This window comes from Bacillus sp. SLBN-46, from assembly GCF_031453555.1.
In the GTDB taxonomy this organism is placed as follows: Bacteria; Bacillota; Bacilli; order Bacillales; family Cytobacillaceae; genus Neobacillus.
Window position 1 is genome coordinate 3,166,531 of record NZ_JAVIZM010000001.1, and the last position, 20,085, is coordinate 3,186,615.

The 20,085-nt window shown below is 36.8% G+C and carries 19 protein-coding genes and 2 pseudogenes; 5 read left to right on the plus strand and 16 right to left on the minus strand.

The features are described from left to right. Positions 1-54: 54 nt before the first annotated feature. The gene (locus QFZ87_RS16205) at positions 55-1,491 is read right to left on the minus strand and encodes a glycoside hydrolase family 1 protein (RefSeq protein ID WP_309863363.1); all 1,437 of its coding nucleotides are present in this window, start codon (positions 1,489-1,491) and stop codon (positions 55-57) included. Between the two features lie 230 nt (positions 1,492-1,721). Here QFZ87_RS16205 and QFZ87_RS16210 point away from each other — a divergent pair, with 230 nt between their 5' ends. Next, the gene (locus tag QFZ87_RS16210; protein ID WP_309863366.1) at positions 1,722-2,447 is read left to right on the plus strand and encodes a MurR/RpiR family transcriptional regulator; all 726 of its coding nucleotides are present in this window, start codon (positions 1,722-1,724) and stop codon (positions 2,445-2,447) included. Between the two features lie 41 nt (positions 2,448-2,488). Here the strand turns inward: QFZ87_RS16210 and QFZ87_RS16215 are convergent, their stop codons facing one another. Continuing rightward, positions 2,489-2,878 carry a YybH family protein gene (locus QFZ87_RS16215; RefSeq protein WP_309863369.1) on the minus strand — a complete coding sequence of 130 codons (390 nt, stop codon included), beginning with the start codon at positions 2,876-2,878 and terminating at the stop codon, positions 2,489-2,491. 149 nt (positions 2,879-3,027) lie between these two features. On the opposite strand from QFZ87_RS16215, the gene pdxR reads away from it, so the two are divergent. Further along, entirely contained in the window at positions 3,028-4,464 is a 1,437-nt protein-coding gene (pdxR, locus tag QFZ87_RS16220) for a MocR-like pyridoxine biosynthesis transcription factor PdxR (protein WP_309863371.1), read from the plus strand. Positions 4,465-5,008: 544 nt separating this feature from the next. On the opposite strand, the gene QFZ87_RS16225 is transcribed toward pdxR, so the two are convergent. The 4 genes and pseudogenes from QFZ87_RS16225 to QFZ87_RS16240 form a co-directional block, all read right to left on the minus strand. Next, positions 5,009-5,974: a hypothetical protein gene (locus QFZ87_RS16225; RefSeq protein WP_309863376.1), complete on the minus strand. Its 966-nt coding sequence runs from the start codon at positions 5,972-5,974 to the stop codon at positions 5,009-5,011. Positions 5,975-6,317: 343 nt separating this feature from the next. After that, a pseudogene (locus tag QFZ87_RS16230) lies at positions 6,318-6,482 on the minus strand (dihydrofolate reductase family protein); the annotation flags it as partial. A gap of 53 nt (positions 6,483-6,535) precedes the next feature. Continuing rightward, positions 6,536-6,922: a GNAT family N-acetyltransferase gene (locus QFZ87_RS16235; RefSeq protein WP_396133972.1), complete on the minus strand. Its 387-nt coding sequence runs from the start codon at positions 6,920-6,922 to the stop codon at positions 6,536-6,538. A gap of 387 nt (positions 6,923-7,309) precedes the next feature. Further along, positions 7,310-7,447 (minus strand): annotated as a pseudogene (locus QFZ87_RS16240) (DinB family protein); the annotation flags it as partial. A gap of 135 nt (positions 7,448-7,582) precedes the next feature. Here QFZ87_RS16240 and QFZ87_RS16245 point away from each other — a divergent pair. Further along, complete coding sequence (locus tag QFZ87_RS16245; protein ID WP_309863381.1) at positions 7,583-9,322, plus strand: multicopper oxidase family protein; 1,740 nt, start codon at positions 7,583-7,585, stop codon at positions 9,320-9,322. Between the two features lie 146 nt (positions 9,323-9,468). Here the strand turns inward: QFZ87_RS16245 and QFZ87_RS16250 are convergent, their stop codons facing one another. The 5 genes from QFZ87_RS16250 to QFZ87_RS16265 all read right to left on the minus strand — a co-directional run bounded on the left by QFZ87_RS16250 (position 9,469) and on the right by QFZ87_RS16265 (position 14,382). Next, positions 9,469-9,915, minus strand: coding sequence for a YfmQ family protein (locus tag QFZ87_RS16250; RefSeq protein WP_309863384.1), 447 nt, complete (start codon positions 9,913-9,915; stop codon positions 9,469-9,471). Positions 9,916-10,288: 373 nt separating this feature from the next. Further along, positions 10,289-11,272, minus strand: a complete 984-nt coding sequence (locus tag QFZ87_RS16255) for an aldo/keto reductase (RefSeq protein WP_309863386.1) — start codon at positions 11,270-11,272, stop codon at positions 10,289-10,291. Between the two features lie 470 nt (positions 11,273-11,742). Beyond that, complete coding sequence (locus QFZ87_RS16260; RefSeq protein ID WP_396133927.1) at positions 11,743-12,021, minus strand: iron chaperone; 279 nt, start codon at positions 12,019-12,021, stop codon at positions 11,743-11,745. Further along, positions 11,972-12,136 carry a hypothetical protein gene (locus QFZ87_RS24960; protein WP_396133928.1) on the minus strand — a complete coding sequence of 55 codons (165 nt, stop codon included), beginning with the start codon at positions 12,134-12,136 and terminating at the stop codon, positions 11,972-11,974. Before QFZ87_RS24960 ends, QFZ87_RS16260 begins: the two co-directional genes overlap by 50 nt. A 1,307-nt stretch (positions 12,137-13,443) precedes the next feature. Beyond that, on the minus strand, positions 13,444-14,382 hold the full coding sequence (locus tag QFZ87_RS16265) for a metal ABC transporter substrate-binding protein (protein ID WP_309863389.1): 939 nt from the start codon (positions 14,380-14,382) through the stop codon (positions 13,444-13,446). A 232-nt stretch (positions 14,383-14,614) separates the two neighbouring features. Here QFZ87_RS16265 and QFZ87_RS16270 point away from each other — a divergent pair, with 232 nt between their 5' ends. Next, positions 14,615-15,622 carry a permease gene (locus QFZ87_RS16270; RefSeq protein ID WP_309863392.1) on the plus strand — a complete coding sequence of 336 codons (1,008 nt, stop codon included), beginning with the start codon at positions 14,615-14,617 and terminating at the stop codon, positions 15,620-15,622. A 10-nt stretch (positions 15,623-15,632) separates the two neighbouring features. Then, entirely contained in the window at positions 15,633-16,541 is a 909-nt protein-coding gene (locus tag QFZ87_RS16275) for a TIGR03943 family putative permease subunit (protein WP_309863395.1), read from the plus strand. Between the two features lie 36 nt (positions 16,542-16,577). Here the strand turns inward: QFZ87_RS16275 and QFZ87_RS16280 are convergent, their stop codons facing one another. From QFZ87_RS16280 to QFZ87_RS16300, 5 genes are all read right to left on the minus strand, one after another. Then, positions 16,578-17,408, minus strand: a complete 831-nt coding sequence (locus tag QFZ87_RS16280; RefSeq protein ID WP_309863397.1) for an STAS domain-containing protein — start codon at positions 17,406-17,408, stop codon at positions 16,578-16,580. Positions 17,409-17,528: 120 nt separating this feature from the next. Continuing rightward, positions 17,529-17,918: a VOC family protein gene (locus QFZ87_RS16285; RefSeq protein WP_309863400.1), complete on the minus strand. Its 390-nt coding sequence runs from the start codon at positions 17,916-17,918 to the stop codon at positions 17,529-17,531. A gap of 93 nt (positions 17,919-18,011) precedes the next feature. Beyond that, the gene (locus QFZ87_RS16290) at positions 18,012-18,251 is read right to left on the minus strand and encodes an alpha/beta fold hydrolase (RefSeq protein ID WP_309863402.1); all 240 of its coding nucleotides are present in this window, start codon (positions 18,249-18,251) and stop codon (positions 18,012-18,014) included. Further along, a complete protein-coding gene (locus tag QFZ87_RS16295; RefSeq protein WP_309863405.1) occupies positions 18,251-18,502 on the minus strand; it encodes a hypothetical protein in 252 nt (83 codons plus the stop codon). Before QFZ87_RS16295 ends, QFZ87_RS16290 begins: the two co-directional genes overlap by 1 nt. A 117-nt stretch (positions 18,503-18,619) precedes the next feature. Beyond that, positions 18,620-20,017, minus strand: a complete 1,398-nt coding sequence (locus QFZ87_RS16300) for an amino acid permease (protein WP_309863407.1) — start codon at positions 20,015-20,017, stop codon at positions 18,620-18,622. Positions 20,018-20,085: the final 68 nt, after the last annotated feature.

The following is a 20,085-nucleotide window of genomic DNA, read 5'->3' on the forward strand; positions in this document are numbered from 1 at the left end:
TTTTTTACATTAAAAATGCGCCCCTGTATAACCAGAGACGCACTCGGTATTTTTTTATAGTTTTTCCCCATTCGTTTCAATAACGTCTTTATACCAAAAGAAGGACTTTTTCTTTTTCCGTGCTAATGTGCCGCTGCCATCATCATGTTTGTCTACATAGATGAATCCATACCGTTTAGAGTATTCGCCTGAAGACATGCTCACCATGTCAATACATCCCCAGGTTGTATATCCCATGAGCTCAACCCCATCTTCAATTGATTCACCCATTGCTCTAATGTGATCACGAAGATAATCGATTCGATAGTCATCATTGATCGAGCCATCTTCTTCTACCTTATCATAGGCTCCTAATCCATTTTCGACAACGAAGAGTGGTACTTGGTAGCGATCGTACAATTGGTTTAAGCCTATCCGCAAACCAACGGGGTCGATTTCCCAACCCCAATCACTTGCCTTTAGGAAAGGATTCTTCACTCCGCCGATGAGATTTCCTTGTGCGTTCTCTAAATCTGACTTCTCTTTTTTCTCGGTACGGGACATATAGTAACTAAGTCCAATATAATCGACAGTACCTTCCTTAATTAATTCCAGATCGCCCTCCTGAATATCTAATTCAATATTATGCTCTTTGAAATAGCGCTTAATGAATGCAGGATATTCCCCACGAACCTGAACGTCTGCACAAAAATAGTTGAAAAAGCGTTCTTCTTGAAGGGCATACATGACATTTTCCGGATTGGAATCGTACGAATAAACTGGTGCATATAAAATCATACAGCCAATTTGAGCATCTGGAATGATTTCATGACATGCTTTTACAGCAATTGCACTGGCAACAAATTGATGATGATATGCCTGGAAAGTTGGCTGGTACTTGTCTTCTTCTTTATGAATAGCAAAGCCAAGCCCCATGATTGGCATAATTAATCCACTATTAATTTCATTAAATGTCATCCAGTATTTCACTTTGTTTTTATAGCGATTAAAGATTACATTTACATATCTTTCAAAGAAAGTAACTACTTCACGATTTCTCCAGCCGCCATATTCCTTTACCAGATTTACAGGCATTTCATAGTGAGAAATCGTCACAACAGGTTCAATTCCATGTTTATGCAATTCGTCAAAGACACGGTCATAGAATGCCAGGCCTTCTTCATTCTCTTCTAGTTCATTTCCATTTGGAAAAATTCTGGTCCACGCAATAGACATACGGAACACTTTGAAACCCATTTCTGCAAATAAAGCTATATCTTCCTTATATCGATGGTAGAAGTCAATTCCTTCATGGTTCGGATAGCTGTATTTCTCACGATCGATTTCAAAATTAAAGCCTGGGGATTGAAGAATGTTAAGTCTTTCTTTTCCGCCAGGAAGAACATCGGCTATATTTAACCCCTTATTGCCTTCATCAAATCCGCCTTCCATTTGATTGGCAGCCGTTGCTCCGCCCCATAAAAAGCCTTCGGGAAAATGATATTTATTCATAAGAGAAACCTCCTGAAATTTTTTCCATAATCATTACTATTTGTTAGTTGGCTAAATTCTATAATTAACTATAAAGGAATAATAACTACCTTTATTTAGATAGTAAATAAATTAAGGGTATCTAGTTATTAATAACGAAGGTAGTCACTTGTTTCATACATCTAACACTGTGTTTTCTTGTGCTAAAATGGGGTTAGATGATTAAAGAAGATTAAGGAGACTTTCAAAACATGTTTTCAAATGAGGTTATCGCTTCTTTCAATGAATTAGAAACTTCTTTATACAATTATATTTGCCAAAACGGTGATAAGGTTGCTTATATGCGAATACGTGAGCTGGCCGATGAAACACATGTATCAACTGCAACTATATTGCGGTTTTGTAGAAAAGTAAATTGTGAGGGTTTCTCCGAATTTAAGGTGAAGCTCAAAATGCATTTAGAAGGAAATAAAAAGACGGTTATAAAAAGTGTCCATCATTCAATTGTAGAGTTTTTTGAGCGGACGCTAAAAGGTGATCTAGAAATAAAAATAAAACAGGCTGCCAGTCTAGTTAACACAGCAGAAAATGTTATTTTTATCGGAATAGGAAGCTCAGGCATTCTTGCAGAATATGGGGCGAGGTATTTCTCGAGCTTAGGGAAGTTTTCGTTGTATATTAAAGACCCGCACTTTCCGATTCACACTAAGCTCCGCAATAACAGTGTGACCATTGCGTTGTCAGTCTCAGGAGAGAATAATTTCACCGTCACGCATTTGAATCAATTAAAACAAGAAGGTAGTAAAATTATTAGTATCACAAACAATAAACTATCAACCATTGCAAAAATTTCTGATATCAATATTCCTTATTATGTAACTGAAGAATTTGTAGAAGAAGCCAATATTACGACACAAGTACCTGTTGTTTATATTCTGGAGTCTATGGCCCGTGAAATTCATAAACTGAATCAATAGGTGATTTTTTTCATTAAAAATCACCTATTTAGGTTATTAAATTATTTTATTAAATCGGTACCATATGAATTATCGATGGCACAAAGCCATTCACCTTGTGCATTTTTCTTAAACACATAGGTTGCTTTTCTTTCCATAGAATACTCCGAATCCTTTTTGCTTTCGGCTTCGAGGAACGTTTGGGAAATCACTAACGCCGTGTCCCCTGCTTCTAAAATAATCATTTCCCCTTGTGTAGGGACAATACTGTTATTAAAATATTTTGCTATGGCGATAAATGCTTTTTTTATTCCGTCTTTACCTCGAGCAATCATTTCAGGCTTTACAACCAAAATGGCATCATCGGTGTAGTAATTCATAAGTGTATCAAAATCTTCCTGCTTAATGGCCAAATCACACTTTTTGATTACCTCTTTCAATTCGTGTTCCATAACTTTCCCCACCTATGTATTTTTATAAAGTAAATTCGCTAAATAAAATCAATTCCCTTCCTTTTAACTAATACCTATGGAATGAATATTAAATATAAAAAGGATACAATACTTTGTAGGAACTTAAATTCATTCAAAGGATGTAACAAATGGAATGGAAACCGGATAGAGAATCTAAAAATCCCATTTATAAACAACTTGCAGAGTTTATTGAACAAGGTATCGCAGATGGCTATTTTCCGCCTGACAAACCCTTACCTTCTGAAAGAGGGTTGGCCAAAGAGCTTGGGGTCAATAGAAGCACTGTGGTTTCTGCCTATGACTTATTAGAAGCAAATGGCCTTATTGATCGAAATAGAGGCAGTGGAACAACAGTTAGCAAAGATATTTGGGGCATTACCAAGAAACGGATTCCTAGTTGGAACAGGTATATTGAGGCAGGTCCGTTTTTGCCCAATTTACCGGTAACCCAAAGATTACATAAAGAGACGGCAGAGCAAAATCTAATTAATTTGGCCAGTGGAGAATTGTCACAAGATCTTTTTCCATTGAGCTCACTTAGAGAGATAACTTCTAACCGATCCTTTATTGGAACCTTGGGGTATGACCATCCTCAAGGAAATCCAATTCTAAGAGAAACACTTACTAAACATGTTGAACAGTTTCGCAGCATAGAAACGGATCCATCATCGATTTTAATTACCTCGGGGGCACAACAGGCATTGCATTTAGTTGTTCAATGTTTGTTAAAACCTGGTGACGCAGTAGCAATCGAGGATCCTTCGTATCATTATAATCTGCCCGTATTTAAATCAGCAGGTATCAAAACTTATTTTTTAAAAGTGGGTAAGGACGGAATTAACCCCCGTGACATAACCGATTTATATAAAAAACATAGAATACGGATGATTTTTTTAAATCCGATTTATCAAAACCCAACTGGCACCTTAATGTCAGAAAACAATCGAAAAAAAGTACTGGAAATATCGTCTGAATATGGAATTCCAGTTGTGGAGGATGATCCGTACAGTTTAACCTCTTTTTCAGGCGAAAAGATACAGACTCTAAAATCATTAGATCGTTATGGAAATGTTTTGTATATTAGCTCCCTTACCAAAATTATTGCTTCAGGTTTAAGAATTGGTTGGATTATAGGACCAAAAGCAGTTATTGAGAGATTGTCTGATGCAAAACAGCAAGTCGATTTTGGGCATGCAAGTTATTCTCAATGGATAGCAAATGATTTTTTAGAATCTAGAGATTTTGAAAACCATCTTAATTACTTAGTTAAGCAATTAGAAAGTCGTAGAGATCAAATTGTTTTCAGTCTTCAGTCCATTTTAAAAGAAGAGGTTGATTTTCATGTTCCTGAAGGCGGTATCCATTTATGGTGCAGGATAAAAAAAGAATATAACGAAAATCAGTTGCTTGAAGAATCGATTAAAAGAGGAGTTATTTTTGTCCCTGGCTCAACCATGGGCTCTGAGAAAGGATTCGTCCGCTTTACCTTTTCGAGGGAAAAAGAAGATAACATTCATGAAGGAATCAAACGGTTTGCTGATGCTCTTAATGCTGTTACCAGCTAATTTTCAAAAAACACTTAAAAAGACCGTCTTTTTTCGAAACGGGTTCCGTTACCTATCGGTAATACCCGATAATGTAACCGATTTTGTACCCTGTTTTGTATGGAGATTTGTTAATAAAAATAAAATGGCTCAGTTCAATAGGCTGAGCCATTTCCTAAATCTATTTTCATTTTCTTCTTCAACTAACGCCCCGTTACTTTAAGTAGAAATCTTCACAATCTTTTCTTTACCCTAACAAGATCTAATCTCTTAAATGTGTTGAGGCATTACAAACAGACACCCTCTTATTAAAGAAAAGCGCCCGATTGTTGAAGATCGATAAATTTATTAAAGGCTATTTAATTGATATGAACGAAATGCTTCATCTCTTAGTTGTTAAACAATAGCTCCCTAAATCTCATTGATGTTGGATTGCTGAGTTTTTTCTCTCGCCACGGTTGTTTAGTTCTAAACTTGTATTCATACATGAGACCATCGCATTATTGTAATCATGGTCTAATTATTTTAATGGGTAATTCATCTCCGTGGTTCTATGTATTCAACTTCAGTTGGACTCATCTCGAAGGGCTCGACGGCGTTCGTGCAGCACCAGCAGGATAATCATCCCCATTATTACACCTAAGACGATGCCGGCCTGTGTGGTCAACAACCATGCCACTGGGTACTCCGGGGAGGGTGGCGCATCGAGTCGAACTGAAGATAAGGCGGAATAGAGGTTGTTGGAGAACAACGCTCCCGATGAAATCCACGCCGCTGCCATAGGGGCTAGAAACCACCTCGACCCACGGCGGGATGCTACCACCAGTATGCCCCACGCACCAGCAAAGGACCACACGCCTGTACTCAATGACAGCAGGTGCCACCACACATCGCGTTCACCCATGTTTGCCGGGTCGATGCCGAAAGAGCCGCCAACCGCCCAAAACACCTTGATGACACCGAGCAGAATGCAGCCGGCAGCGACGATCCTAGCCAAGATGATCTGCAGTTGTCGAGTATTGCCCGGCAACTCCTTGTAGTCAGTTGTGCCACTCAGCGCCTCTGGCCAACGTGCCTTTGCATACCCCGCCAATGCAAGCGGCAGGAAGATGCCAATCCCGAAAAGTGAGATCATGACGAAGATCTGCTCGTATACCCAGAGTTCGGCGGCACCTGCCTCTTGATCCCGGATCATAGCTGCAGGGCCCAGAACCGGTGCAATCAACAGCATGGGAACGAGCAAACCGGTACCAACCCAAATGGGTAGAGCAACCAACCACGCAGGTAGCCGCTCCCCCCACGGCCTGCAGAACGCCATTGCAAGAAGGATACCAATCGCAGCGAAAACGGCAGTTACTGCGTTTATAATGCGCCAGCTGGCGTCACCCATTTGCTCCGTTGGAAGGAAGAGACCGAAAGTCCATACAATTTTGATCAGCAGGTAAGGTGTTATTGCTATTGCGGCACCATAACCGCAGATTCTACGCAACTTCATCACTCTTGAGGTCTGCCTCTCTGCACTAATTGTCATCTTCTCATCTCCTCTACAAGTTCTAACTCACTTTGTTTCATAATTATTTATTCACCACTATCCTAATACCTTTAACGCTTTTAAACCTTACTTGTACAACTTTCAAGTACTTATATTTCCAAGACTCATATTAGTGCCTTCTTACATAACATAGTTACTCTATATTATCGAATAAAATACCATAACTCTAAATTAACTTCGATTTCCCTTTGAGTAATCCCATCCTTAATTCCATTAAATGACCCATTAAATGAAAAACGAGCGCTTATCCTTATTCTAGGATAGCGCCCGATTGTTGAAGAAGTGACAATTACTATCGAGTATTAACTATATTGTATTTTATCTAATGATAGATTAGTTGCACAACGCCAGAGGAGAACGTTCTTGTATTAACCATTTTTAAATTCAACCTCTGTTTTATATCAATAAACAACGGTTTTCCTTCTCCCAAAATAACAGGGTGAACAGATAATCTAAATTCATCAACAAGCCCTAAATTGATAAAAGTTAAAGTCGCTTTTCCTTAAACTTTTATATATTTATAGTCTCTGTTTGTATTATTTATTTAGATATCCATTCATATTGAATATCAGGTAAATTTTCTTCATTTTCGTGCCCTCTACCAATGATTTTAAATCCATTCTTTTTATAAAATCTTTGTGCGTTTTCATTTACTTCAAATGTATATAATGTTAATCTCCCACTTGATTGTTCTTTTACCTTGTCTAGTAATGTTTGACCTATACCGATTCCTTGATAATCAATATGAATATAAAGTTGACTTATCTCCTTTTCATTATAGGCAATCATTCCAACTACTTTGTCATCAATTAATGCTAAATCTATTTCATACTGTTCAGGTAATATATGATTTAAAAAATTTAAATGATTTTCAAAGCTATGAATCTCTGTCTGGCCAATAGCCCGTTCTTTACTATCCCGCCACATTACCACTGTCTGTTCAGCATACGAAGGATTAAACTGAGTTATTTTGAATTTGGGTTTGTTCACAAAAATACCCCCTTAAATCTTTTTTACTGATTTATATGTTGTTTCCTGTCTTTAAAATCGATGAATATTACACGATACGAGTAATTAATTTTGTGAAATTTCTTACTATCCTCTTTCATTGTCCCCCCGTTCATACAATAAATTTCAACAAAAAGAAGCGTCAATCCTACTTGGACAATGCACCCGTTTGTTTAAGTACAGTGCTTCACAAACACTTTTTGCTCCACAAAACATTCCCGTCAGTAGACAATGGAAAAGGCGAGGCCACTTTAGAGCATCGCCCCGTTAATGAACAGAAACTGAATAAATTAATACCTATTTGAATTATTTATCCGAATGCGAAGAAAGACCACGTCCGATAAGGTTTGCAGAAACAGGTTTTCTTCCCAATTCTCTTGCCCAAATTGATAATTGTCCTATATGGTGAATTTCATGAGCAATGGCATGTCTCATAATTTCACCCCGATCAATGGCCTATTAATACCTCGATTTATTTCCTTTTGTACCCTTGCCCCTAACATATCCCTTTTCTCCCCCATATACTACTAGTACAACTTAATAAAAATTGTTCCATAGGAAAAGGAGGAATTAAATATTATGGCATTAGCCAAGTTTGTTGATGCTTTACCTCTCCCTTCAGTGATTCAACCTGTTGAACATCGGAATGGAATTCCATACTTTGAGGTAACGATGAAACAGGTGAACCAACAGCTACACAGAGACTTACCGCCAACAACTGTTTGGGGGTACAATGGAACCTATCCTGGTCCTACCTTTGAAACAAGACGGGACCATCCTATCTTGGTTAAATGGATAAACGAGCTGCCATTTGAACATCTATTACCTGTTGATCGCTCAATTGAAGGCGCAGAACCAAACCAGCCTTCCGTTCGAACAGTGGTTCATCTACATGGAGGACGAGTTCGCCCTGAAAATGATGGATTTCCGGAAGCTTGGTTTACTAAAGATTTTAAAAAAAGGGGGCCTAAATTTCTACATGAAGTATATTACTATCCAAACTGCCAGCGCCCTGCCCCTCTTTGGTATCATGACCATGCTCTTGGGATTACACGTTTAAATGTATATGCTGGACTCGCTGGTCTTTATTTTATCCGTGATGAACATGAAGAGAGCTTAAATCTACCTAGTGGCAAATTTGAAATACCGTTACTGATTCAAGACCGCTCATTTTACCCTAACGGGGAATTATTTTATCCTTCACAGCCAGACCCCCTCCCCCCTGTATCACCATTCCCAAACCCATCAATTGTACCTGAGTTTTTCGGGGATACGATTTTGGTGAATGGCAAGGTCTGGCCATACCTTGAAGTGGAGCCCCGTAAATATCGGTTCCGAATCTATAATGGGTCGAATGCCAGATTCTATCAATTACAATTAAGCTCAGGTCAGACATTTGTACAGATTGGTTCAGAAGGTGGCTTATTTGAAAAGCCTGTATATGTCAACGAAATTATCCTTGCACCTGCAGAACGTGCAGATGTGATTGTTGATTTTTCAATGCATAAGGGTCAAAAAATTATTCTTACAAACAGTGCAAACGAACCATTTCCTGATGGAGACCATCCAACTGAAGATACATCACAAGTTATGCAGTTTCATGTAAAAAAACATTTATCTCATAAAGATAAAAGTGATGTTCCGGACATCCTAAGTTGTTTTGAGCGTTTAACCCCTACTCAAAATACACCGATTCGTCAAAACACACTAAATGAAGAAACCGATAATTTTGGACGACTACTGCTATTGTTAAATCATATGGGATGGAGCGAATTACCCATTACGGAAACCCCAATAAACGGCACCATTGAAGTCTGGGAGCTCTATAACCAAACCGTGGATACACATCCCATTCATTTGCACTTAGTTCAATTCCAAGTTCTTAACCGTCAAGCGTTCACAGTAGACCAGTCAGGCAACTTCATTCTTGTCGGTCCAGAGATATCACCTGATGAAAATGAGAGAGGCTGGAAGGATACCGTCCGTGCAAACCCAGATCAAGTTACCCGGATTATTGCCCGCTTCGGACCATTCACTGGCATTTACCCTTGGCACTGCCATATCCTTGAACATGAAGATCATGATATGATGAGACCGTTCGAAGTCCTTCAAAATCCAAACTTTAGCCCATGCATCCCGATTCCAGGTGTCTGTCCAGATGATTCATTTACTCAATGCTGTCATGAGGACAATGAACATTGTGGATGTAAGGAGGACCATGACCATGATGAGTCAAGTTCCCATGATGAATCCAGTTCTCATCACCATGATGAGTCAAGTTCCCATGATGAATCCGGTCCTTATTATCACCAATCTTAAAATTATGCTATCGCTAAATATCAATTAAAAATGCCTATCAAATTAACATACAATTTGATAGGCATTTTCATTTTCCTTTACATTTATAATTGTTTGCGATGGAAAAAGATACCCGAAAGTGTTTTCTACTGGCTTTTTCCCTATTTTTAAACTGCATCGCTCGCTATTGAAAAAGAACATTTTTGGAGGCTGTCTGAAGATAAACTATATGCCGCTACTTTCTTCTTGTACTGTTTCACTACATCCACATGATCTTCGTAACGAAACACAAACAACCTAATGGCATGTTTACCTTTCTGCGAATCAATGACGATTGGAGGGCCACTGTTCTCTGGATGTAAATAAAACTCCTCTGTTCCTGGGAAAATATACTGCTTATCTAAGAAAACAGCTTCATTAAAATCATTAATAATCTGTTTCTTTTCTTCCCCTTCTATGAGTTTTCCGTCCAGGGTTACCGTTACCTCCTGATCAATCAGTTTAGAATGAACATCAAATTTTTTGATAATCCATTCCACCGTACCAGTTGGCAGACAGGTCATTAAGATTTTAAGCAAGCTTATTACAATGATTGAAATAATTGTCCACATCATAATTAATCAACTCCGTTTTCATCATAGCCGTAAAAGAGTCAGCACTGGTCAGTGACGACGCAGTCCCGACTAATTTAGCCATATATAAATTCCAAGTGAAGTTAACGCTATAAAAATAATAACTACGTATATTAGTGTTAAATTAGTTGTATTTCTTTTTGTAGAACTACTATAGTTTTCATCCGGTTTTTTCGTTAACAACAAGGTGGAAACCACAGAAATAATTAAGATTAAAATAACCAACCCAAACATAATATTCATCCTACACCTCTTGCATTCTTTTTGTCTATTAATTAACTTAATAATAACCTAACTTTATAGATTATTAACCATCCAATTCATCTAAAAATAGACCATCCACTTTTTCGATTCATCAAATGAACCACTTCTTCCGCGGTTTGGCGTAGTATTCACCTGAAACTAATTCTGAAGGAACTGCTTCTTCTATACGTGAAAGGTCGTTTAAACTTAACTTTAGGTTTACTGCGCCGAGTGACTCGTGAAGTTGTGACCTCTTTCTCGCACCAATTAACGGGATTACATCCTCCCCCTGTGATAAAACCCACGCGATGGCCATCTGGGCAACAGTTGCCTGCTTTTCTTCTGCAAATTCACGCAATGCCTCTACAAGTGCTAAGTTCTTTTCTATATTTCCGCTGGTAAACCGCGGTGCTTTACCACGTACATCTTCGGAACCTATTAAACGCTCTTTGGACCAATTACCACTTAGCAGCCCTCTTGAAAGAACACCATAAGCCGAAAGGGAAATACCCAATTCCCGTAAGGTAGGAAGGATATTTAATTCAATCCCTCTATTAAAAAGAGAATATTCTATTTGCAACCAACTAATTGGATGTACAGCATGAGCGCGGCGAATGGTATCCACCCCTACTTCGGAAAGCCCAATGTGTCGAACATAGCCCTCCTTTACCAAATCAGAAATGGCACCAACAGTTTCCTCTATTGGTATATTAGGATCTACACGAGCAGGCTGATAAAGATCAATATAATCTACACCTAGACGCTGTATAGTATCCTTAAGAAAGTTCTTCACTGTACTTGGACGGTTATCAACTTCCACTTTATCAGGCGAGTGAAACTTTCCATCAAATTTTACTGTAATGAAAGCATTGTCTCGTTTTGTTCCTTTTAAAGCTTCCCGTAAAAGTAATTCATTGTGACCATCACCATAAAGGTCGCCGGTATCAAAAAGTGTAATGCCTCCCTCAAGTGCCTCGTGAATTGTTGCGATACTTTCGCTGCTATCTGCCTTACCATATAGCCACGACATCCCCATACAACCGAGGCCAATCTCAGAAACCAATGGACCATTAACACCAATCGCTCTTTTTTTCATTATGATATCCTCCTTCTATTTGTGTCTGCACCTTGTATCCTCATTCTAAAAATAAGGGCAAGAACAACAAAGGACTAATCTAGTAGATTAGTCCTTTTGAAAATTAGAATTAAGTTTTACAAATTATCTTGGAAGTAACTCCAGGCCAAAATCTAGAAGTAAGCCAACAGAAAAATTTCTTCAATCAAGTATATTATCTCATATTTTGATTTATTATTCCATTAATTTCCTCCCTTAATTAATGCAGTTTTCGAAAAGATTGTTGTCATTCTTACTTATGTTTTCTATTGAAGACTCACATTGACTTGATTACTATTATTTTCATCCATTTTGGCCGAACTTACCTCAGCTTCTGACTTTAGTGTCCTTTGAAATCATCCAAGTTGTCCGAAGTTGCATCTGGTTCAAACAGGATCGGATTTAAATTCACTTTTTCTTTGAATTACAAAATTTAAGACCTTACTGCAATATTATTTCTTCTTTTTCAATTTCCGGTCTGCTTCTTTCTTTAACTCTTCAGCAACTCTAAATTTAACGATCTCACTTATTAATTCATATGGTAGTGGCTGATCTAAAGGAAATTGTACCGCTCCTTTTGAACTTTTATAATCAGAAATTTTATGTTTAAAAGCCTCGATTCCACTTGAAGTTGGATAAAAGCCAATATGATTTTTATAGGCAGCGAAATGTACTAGATTTCTATGTAAAACAATAGTTGGCATTTGATAGCTTATCTTTTCTTTTTGCATCTGGTACAGACTCCTTTATCACCTTTCTTAAGGCTTGCAGTTTTTCCCGAAGCTGAAGAGGAAATTGTAATATATATTCGTCAATTGAATTAAACTTCTTTTTGATTTCTTCCATGATTTCTCCTTTCACAAATCATTCATCATTTTCTTATCAAGGTGCTCAAGCACAAACGGTCAGGCAGCTTCGTGTTGATTCTTAGATGAGAAAGACGGAATAGCGTTCATAAAAGAACATACGTTTTCAACATCGTAAGATCGTAAAGGATAATTCGTAAAAGATTAGGAAATAATTATGTTATAATCCCTTGGTAAAGGAGCGACGTATGTTTTTATTTATTAAAATTCTAATATGTACTATCCTAATGTTATTTTGGCTTAGAACTTGTAAAAAGAACTTAATCCAATCTCTAGGTCACTTTTTTTTCATCCTTTTTATTGTTACTTTATTTTATGATATTTTCGCACTTAATCAAAAAATAATTACAATTATTGAAAAGCAGGGTGGTCTTATACACTTAATCATTGATCGAACGTTACTACTACCATTATCTTTATTTTTCTTACAAAACATTTATCGGCAATTTTTCTTACGATTTGTGTTATCGATTGGATGGATAATACTTTATTTTTATCTTGAAACCATTAATGAAAAATTTAATATAGTAAAACTAACTAACTGGACACCTTATAAATCCGGATATATAGGTGGTTATATTATTATTTTGACGCTAATCATGTCGTATGCTTTTGATAAGCTATCAAGGAGTAGTATTAACAATGCCCCTTCCAATTAGATTTGATGAAAATGAAATTTTCATCATTATTATCGGCATTCTTTATTCCTTTATCTTTGTAAGATTACTTCCTAAACGATTTACTTATTCAACAAGCATCATATTATTTTTGTTTAATATTTCAATTGGAATAACAGTTGATCATATCCTTGCAAGCCCTCCACATGATTTTTATGATGTAATGGATTCAAAGAAATTTGAGTTATTCGATTTAATTTTATATTTAGTTATTTATGGACCGGCGACCTATACCTTCATATACATTTATGACAAATGGTTTTACCATAAATCCAATATAAAAAAGTTTTTATATTTATTTTTCATTTCTCTCATAAATACTGTATTTGAATATATAGCAGTCATATTAAACATTTATGAGTATCATGGTTGGAAAGTATATTACTCAATTCCCGTATATATATTAGTTTATTACACTAATACTTATCTACTCAGACTACTAAAGGAAAACGAAAGTAAACCAAATGCACATTTGGGAAATGTTGACTAACTTTTTCTAGCAAAAAAAAACAGCGCTAGGAGGCTTCCTAGAGCTGTTTTTTGCCTTTAAAATTTTAATAAATAATTTTACCTAATCGTGAAAGGAACATGTCTTTTTTACATGCATACATTACTCCAAAATTGATAGCTTTAATACTTCTAGATTTTTTTTCATCACATCAATATAATCTAGACCCTCTTTTTGTTCTTCCTTAGATAATCCTTCTAATGGATTTAATACTTCTGTTTTAGCCCCAATTTCTTTAGCTAATGTTTGCGCCACTTTTGAAGAAGTCATTTCCTCAAAGTAAATAATTTTTACATTTTTCTTTTTTGTTAGTTCTGTTAGTTCCGCTAATTTCCCAAGCGTGGGTTCCACATCTGGTGATAAACCTGCGATAGGGATTTGAGTTAATCCATATTGTTTAGCCAAATAACCAAAAGCAGCATGCTGTGTAACAAATTCTTTTTTCTTGGCATTATCAATGGTCTCTTTGTATAAACGATCTAAATCAGCTAACTCCGAAATCAAAGCCTTTGCATTTTTTTCATACTGGTCTTTATTTTTGGGATCTGCGTGCTCTAATGCCTTAGCAATTGTATTGACTTCTTGCTGCGCTAACACGGGAGATAACCAAACATGCGGATCCTTGGAAGAATGATTATGTTCTTCTTCTCCTTCCTCAGACGCAAGTGCATCCATCAAATCAATCCATTTTGATGCTTCAACAACGTTTAAATGTGAATCATTTATACTCTTTAGTACTTTATCGGTCCAGGTTTCAAAGTAATGGCTATTGTAAATAAACACATCCGAGTCTTGAATCCTAGCCATATCCTTTGCTGTTGGTTCCCAATCATGTGGTTCTACACCGTTCGGTACTAACAGTTCAACATTTGCAGAATTACCCGCCACTTTTTGGGCAAAGAAATACATTGGATAAAAGGTGGTGACAATTTGCAGTTTTTTGGACCCATCACTAGTTTTTTCGTTCTTTGTCGATACTGCATTTGAGCAACCACTCAATACTAAAAGAAAAATAAAGAAGATACCTAGCAGTCTTTTCATGCGCTTTTACCTCCATAAACCATTTATCACTTTTAATTAGGAATTATTCCGATTTAAGGGAAATAATAATATTGTAGTCTTTTAATTTCGTATTCTTATTAAATCGTAATTATTACGAATTGTATCTTATAATGGAATTCTAATTTAGTCAACACATTTTTACTGACATTTTCTCATTAATAATGCATATCCATATGATAGGAATGATAGATTTGAGGAGGTAGTTTTTAATATGACCTATGTAAATAAGCTACTAAAAGATAGTATTATTCTTCTATTATTTTGCTTATTCATGTTTCTCTTTCTCTTTGCTGAGGTATTTAAAACCACCTCTCTATTTAATAGAATTCCAAGTTCTTTTATTAATGTAAATACCATTTTCCTCAGTATTATTTTAGAGGCAATTCCATTTATTTTATTAGGAGTGTTTGTATCAGCGCTCATTCAAGCCTTTGTATCTGAAAATGCCCTTCGGCGTGTACTACCTCGTAATGCCTATTTAGCTGTCATACCCGCTGCACTGTTAGGGATTATCTTCCCCATTTGTGAGTGTGCCATCATCCCTGTTGTTCGTAGATTAATTAAGAAGGGAATGCCTTCGCACGTTGGCGTTGTTTTTATGCTAAGCGCTCCTATCATTAACCCTGTCGTCTATGCTTCCACCTATTACGCTTTTAGAAGCACACCCTATATGGCAAATAGTAGAATGCTTGTAGGATTTATTAGCTCCATTTTAATAGGGTTAATTATTTACCGACAATTTAAGAAAGAGAATGTTTTAAAAACAAAGAAGGAAGATCTACATGAAGAACATTATCACCATCATACTAAAAGAAATAAATTTCTTGATACACTTTACCATGCTAGTGATGAGTTATTTGATACTGGAAAATATTTATTCATAGGAGCTTTTTTGGCAAGTCTGTTTCAAGCATTCTTTGATCGGAATGCATTGTTGTCCATAGGGACAAGCACAACTTTGGCCCCCGGGGTTATGATGGGGTTTGCTTATGTTCTTTCGGTGTGTTCTTCAGCAGATGCTTTCGTTGCTTCCTCCTTCGGTTCTACATTTACAGCAGGATCATTACTTGCCTTTCTAGTCTTTGGCCCAATGATTGACATAAAAAACACCTTAATGTTATTCGCCTATTTTAAGAAAAGATTTGTTCTATTTTTACTATTTATAACGCCCATTGTTGTTTATTTAGTTGTCTTTATCCTACAGGAATTCATTATTTAGGAGGTGCTTTATGAAGAAGGAAAGAGATTTCTCCTTCCATTATCTATTAAGGGGAATCATTCTAATAGGGTTTATGTTACTCTTATTTAAATTACTACTTACAAATAACATTTCGCTTCTAATCGCACCTAAAATGCTTCGTTTTATTTATTTTACAGTTTTTGTATTACTCATTTTAGGAGTTCTATTAATCATAAGAGGAACTATGGGGCAGAAACATTCATATCATTGTGATTGTGACGGTGAACATTCCTACCCAAGTTCTATTAGTAAAAGTCTATTTCTTTATTTATTGTTTATTATTCCTATAACCACTGGATTTCTTTTTTCGAGCAATGTGCTCGGCAGTTCTGTAGCAATGAACCGAACCATTAATCTTGGAGCAAGTCCAGCTGATGCTCAAATCAAGAATGGTAATAACAAAACAAAATCTAACTCTCCTTCTGATAACAGTAAAATCAATTCCACTTCCAATGTACTTAACGGTCAACCCGAGCCATTAACTCAGGCAGAATACTCCAATTTAAAAGAGAAAATGGCACGAACAAAACAGATAAAAATTACAGATGATTTATATGTTCCCATGATGAATATCATACAAGAAAATCTCCCAAATATGATTGGAAAAACCGTTACCATTAAAGGGTTTGTTTATAGGGAAAAGGATTTTATGCAAAATCAAATCATAGTTGCTCGATTTGGAATTACTTGCTGTGCTGCGGATGCTTCCGTATTTGGTATGCTGTCCACAGGAAATGTATCCGCTCTACAAAAAGATAATTGGGTCGAAATAACAGGAACGATTGAGGAAACCCAATATGATGGAAGTACCATTCCTATGATAAAAATAACTCAGCTTTCCAAAATTGATATTCCTCAGCAGCCTTATGTATTTGATGCAGGAGTAAAGATTGAATAACCTATTTATCAGTACTAAATTGATAGAATTCCTCTATTATACTTGCAAAACAAGGTGCGTATTTAATGTTTGCTGTAACGTTGCTTTTGTATCTGTATAAGTGTGAAGATCAATCCCTAGATGAACCATTTTTCTAACAAGTTCTGGACGTAATCCAGTTATGATTGATTTTGCCCCCATTAACGTAATGCCAATCAAAACCTTTTGAAAATGAGAAATGGTTAATTCATCCATGTCCGAAATTCCAGAAAGGTCAATAATCAATGTTAGTATTCTTAGCCTTGAAATATCTGTTAATACTTTCTCTTCGATAATCTCCATTCGATATGGATCGAACGAACCAATTAATGGCAAGACAGCTACCGTTTCACTAACCGGTATGATGGGTACCGAAAGATGTTCAACTAGTTTCCTTTGTGAACGTATTAATTCATCTTTATACTCTGAATAGCTAATAAAAAAGGTATTTAAAAATTCATCTATTCCATCATTAATCTTCTTTTCCAATTCGTAAAAGTCATTAACGTAACTAGGATTATCATCTAATGCATCATATAATTTTATGAAATGCCATAAGGCACGTCTGATGGCATGTACCCATTCTAGTTTAAAAGCAAGAGTTAACGAATGTTTCGCCCAAGCGACACCTTCTTCTTGAGCAAAAATAATAAGGTCATCCTTATTATTTTCCACAACATAAAGTGCTAGCCTTTGAGCATTTTTTAATAGATCAATATTTCCAGCTTTTAAAATACTCTCGATATTTGATGCTACATTGACTGCTTCAGATAAAAGTTTCTTCTGAAATTCCCCTTTGTTATTGATAAGATATTCCGAAATATTTCTTGTGTCATAAAAGGTACTCAAAGATTGTTCCTCCCCTATGTATATGATTTCAAACTTCCTTATGGTATTAACCCACTTTGTTAATACCCACTATTTTTAACAGTTAAACATATTTTTTGAAAAAATAATTTCTTAAATTGTTTAACAAGTACATGCCATTAGCACATTACCGTCTGGGTCAGCAAAGTTAAACCAAGCAAAATGCTCTCCAATTCTTTCAATTTCCCTTACGATTTCTATGCCACTTTCTTGTATAAAACTATAAGCCCTATCAATATCTTCAACCATGAAATTAAAGATTGGACCTGAGCCTGGTTGACGCTTAAAGTTAGGATCAAATGTGTGATCATCCAAGGTTAAACCAGTTGTCCCACGAATGGGTATATTATAAACTGGAGATGTAATTTCACTATACTCAACATCAAATCCTAATAATCTACTATACCATTCCACTGATTTTTTTAAATTGCTCACGTGTACGAATACAGCTCCCAACTCATTTTTGATAGGGGTTACCTTCGAACTATTCATTACCATCATCCTTTCTTATTAACATTTTCCATATAAAGTAATTCTCTTCTAAATAGTAAAAACCTTTTTTAAAATGAAAAAGGCACCATCCCCTTAACGTACTGAGGGGTAGGCACCAACATGACAATCACAAACTTTTTTTATTGCTTTCAACACAAGATCTGGATCTTCCACATGAATATTATGGCCGCTATTTTCTGCAATCCAAAACTCTCCATTCGTCGACAACTTTGACATTGCCACTGCTACCTCATCCAAGGCTTCTTTGGTTTCAGCCAATTCTACTTCTGAAAATCCATTTAGGTTTTCGACAATTCCACTTTTGATGACCACTAAAGGAAATTTCCAAGAGAGGCCCCTCTTACACCGTTGTAACCTAAATCAAGGTGAGAAAACTCACTTTCTACAGCCTTTGCAGTTTTATTTAAAAATAGTGTAGAGTGATAGATTGGCTTTAGCCGGTTCGGAAACTTCTTCATAATATCTTGTAATTGAGAGAAAACACGGAAATGATACATGATTCTTAATATAACAGAAAAGTGGACGTAGAACCCTTCTACTTCGACTTTTACCTTCTTTCTCATCAGAAAAGTGGACGTAGAACCCTTCTACTTCGGCTTTTACCTTCTTTCTTATCAGAAAAGTAGACGTAGATCCTTCCTACTTCGACTTTTATTTTTCCTCATCATTCACTTTATCTGTCAGTTCTTCTGAGAATTCGGTAACATACCAGCTTTATAATCAATTGTTGGTACGCCGCTTTTACTCGAACGCGCACGAGTCCGGTATCTCATCGCAAAATAAATAAGCGAGTAAACGACAACCATCCCTATCCCAGCAACAAGCCCAGTTCCCTGGCCAGGAATGAATGGCATACTTACCAATACAATAATCATACTGATTAAGGTAATCCAAGAGGTATACGGAAAGCCAGGCATTTGACAGATTCCCCCTGGGGGACATCCATTTCTTTTTCGAAAACGGATGTGACTAGCCATAATCACGGCATAGGTAAAGATTAGGGCAAAACCACCTGACGTGATCAAAACAAGGTACACCCTCGGGAACATTAGACCAAAACCAAGCCCCAAGAGCATGGCAAACCCCGAAAATAAGATCCCGCGATACGGTACATCCTTTGCATCCTTCAACCATCCTGGCGCGTGCCCTTCATCTGCAAGAGATCGAATCATCCTTCCAAGTCCAAATATAGCAGCCAGCATGGCAGAAAGAATGGCCGAGATTAACACTAAATTAAGAGCCGTACCAGCCCAACCGATCCCCCAGCGATCAAGGGATGCCACCATCGGACTTATGTTCTCATTTAGTGTTGAAGTTGGAATTAGCGGAAGTAACACTAATGCATAAAGGATATACAAGCCTACGAGTGAAATAACCGTGTAGCGAATCGCTTTAGGAATGGTTTCTGTAGGATTACTGGCTTCAGAAGCCGCTAAGCCAATAATCTCAAAGCCTGCGTAAGCAAAAATTACGATTAACATACTTCCTGCTATCCCCTTTATTCCTCCAGGCATTAAGGGCTCTCTTGCCAATTCACCTAACCCGATGGCAGGCTTTCCGGGCATAATTCCGAAAATAAGGACAATTGCCATTAGAATAAAGAAGATAATCGCAAAAATTTTGACGGCTGAAAGTCCGCTTTCCAGCTTTCCTAACTTATCCGCTCCCAAAAGATTAAGCAACGTTACTCCAATGAGAATGGCACTCCCCAGTATGGCTATTGATACATTCGGATACCATTCTTGAAATAGGATGGAAATCGCGGTTGCTTCACTCGACATGGAAAGAACGATCCCTGTCCAATAAAGCCAGCCAACAACAAATCCCGTTCCTTCACCCAGCTCTTGTGCTGCGTAAGTACTAAAGGAACCAACAGTAGGATTTCCCACGGTCATTTCTGACAGTGCATAAAGAATGAAAAATACCAGTACACCCGCGATCACATAGGATAGTAAAATTGAGGGGCCAGCAGCATGAATCGCAATGGACGACCCTAGAAAAAAGGAACCCCCAATTACACTTCCTAAGGCCATCATAGTAAGTTGCCACGCTGACAGCCCTTTGTTTGATTTCTCCATTACATGTTAATCTCCTATACCATTTATTTTGTGAAATTATTATTTACTAAGCGTTACAAAATGATTCT

Excerpts from the sequence above, each read along its gene's own strand:
- QFZ87_RS16295 (WP_309863405.1), bottom strand. The coding sequence starts at position 18,502 with ATGAGAAAGAAGGTAAAAGTCGAAGTAGAAGGGTTCTACGTCCACTTT.
- QFZ87_RS16225 (WP_309863376.1), bottom strand. The coding sequence starts at position 5,974 with ATGACAATTAGTGCAGAGAGGCAGACCTCAAGAGTGATGAAGTTGCGT.
- QFZ87_RS16260 (WP_396133927.1), bottom strand. The coding sequence starts at position 12,021 with ATGCAAAAAGAAAAGATAAGCTATCAAATGCCAACTATTGTTTTACAT.
- QFZ87_RS24960 (WP_396133928.1), bottom strand. The coding sequence starts at position 12,136 with ATGGAAGAAATCAAAAAGAAGTTTAATTCAATTGACGAATATATATTA.
- pdxR (WP_309863371.1), top strand. The coding sequence starts at position 3,028 with ATGGAATGGAAACCGGATAGAGAATCTAAAAATCCCATTTATAAACAA.
- QFZ87_RS16250 (WP_309863384.1), bottom strand. The coding sequence starts at position 9,915 with ATGATGTGGACAATTATTTCAATCATTGTAATAAGCTTGCTTAAAATC.
- QFZ87_RS16205 (WP_309863363.1), bottom strand. The coding sequence starts at position 1,491 with ATGAATAAATATCATTTTCCCGAAGGCTTTTTATGGGGCGGAGCAACG.
- QFZ87_RS16265 (WP_309863389.1), bottom strand. The coding sequence starts at position 14,382 with ATGAAAAGACTGCTAGGTATCTTCTTTATTTTTCTTTTAGTATTGAGT.
- QFZ87_RS16300 (WP_309863407.1), bottom strand. The coding sequence starts at position 20,017 with ATGGAGAAATCAAACAAAGGGCTGTCAGCGTGGCAACTTACTATGATG.
- QFZ87_RS16245 (WP_309863381.1), top strand. The coding sequence starts at position 7,583 with ATGGCATTAGCCAAGTTTGTTGATGCTTTACCTCTCCCTTCAGTGATT.
- QFZ87_RS16285 (WP_309863400.1), bottom strand. The coding sequence starts at position 17,918 with ATGAATAGTTCGAAGGTAACCCCTATCAAAAATGAGTTGGGAGCTGTA.
- QFZ87_RS16215 (WP_309863369.1), bottom strand. The coding sequence starts at position 2,878 with ATGGAACACGAATTGAAAGAGGTAATCAAAAAGTGTGATTTGGCCATT.
- QFZ87_RS16270 (WP_309863392.1), top strand. The coding sequence starts at position 14,615 with ATGACCTATGTAAATAAGCTACTAAAAGATAGTATTATTCTTCTATTA.
- QFZ87_RS16235 (WP_396133972.1), bottom strand. The coding sequence starts at position 6,922 with ATGTGGCGGGATAGTAAAGAACGGGCTATTGGCCAGACAGAGATTCAT.
- QFZ87_RS16275 (WP_309863395.1), top strand. The coding sequence starts at position 15,633 with ATGAAGAAGGAAAGAGATTTCTCCTTCCATTATCTATTAAGGGGAATC.
- QFZ87_RS16255 (WP_309863386.1), bottom strand. The coding sequence starts at position 11,272 with ATGAAAAAAAGAGCGATTGGTGTTAATGGTCCATTGGTTTCTGAGATT.
- QFZ87_RS16210 (WP_309863366.1), top strand. The coding sequence starts at position 1,722 with ATGTTTTCAAATGAGGTTATCGCTTCTTTCAATGAATTAGAAACTTCT.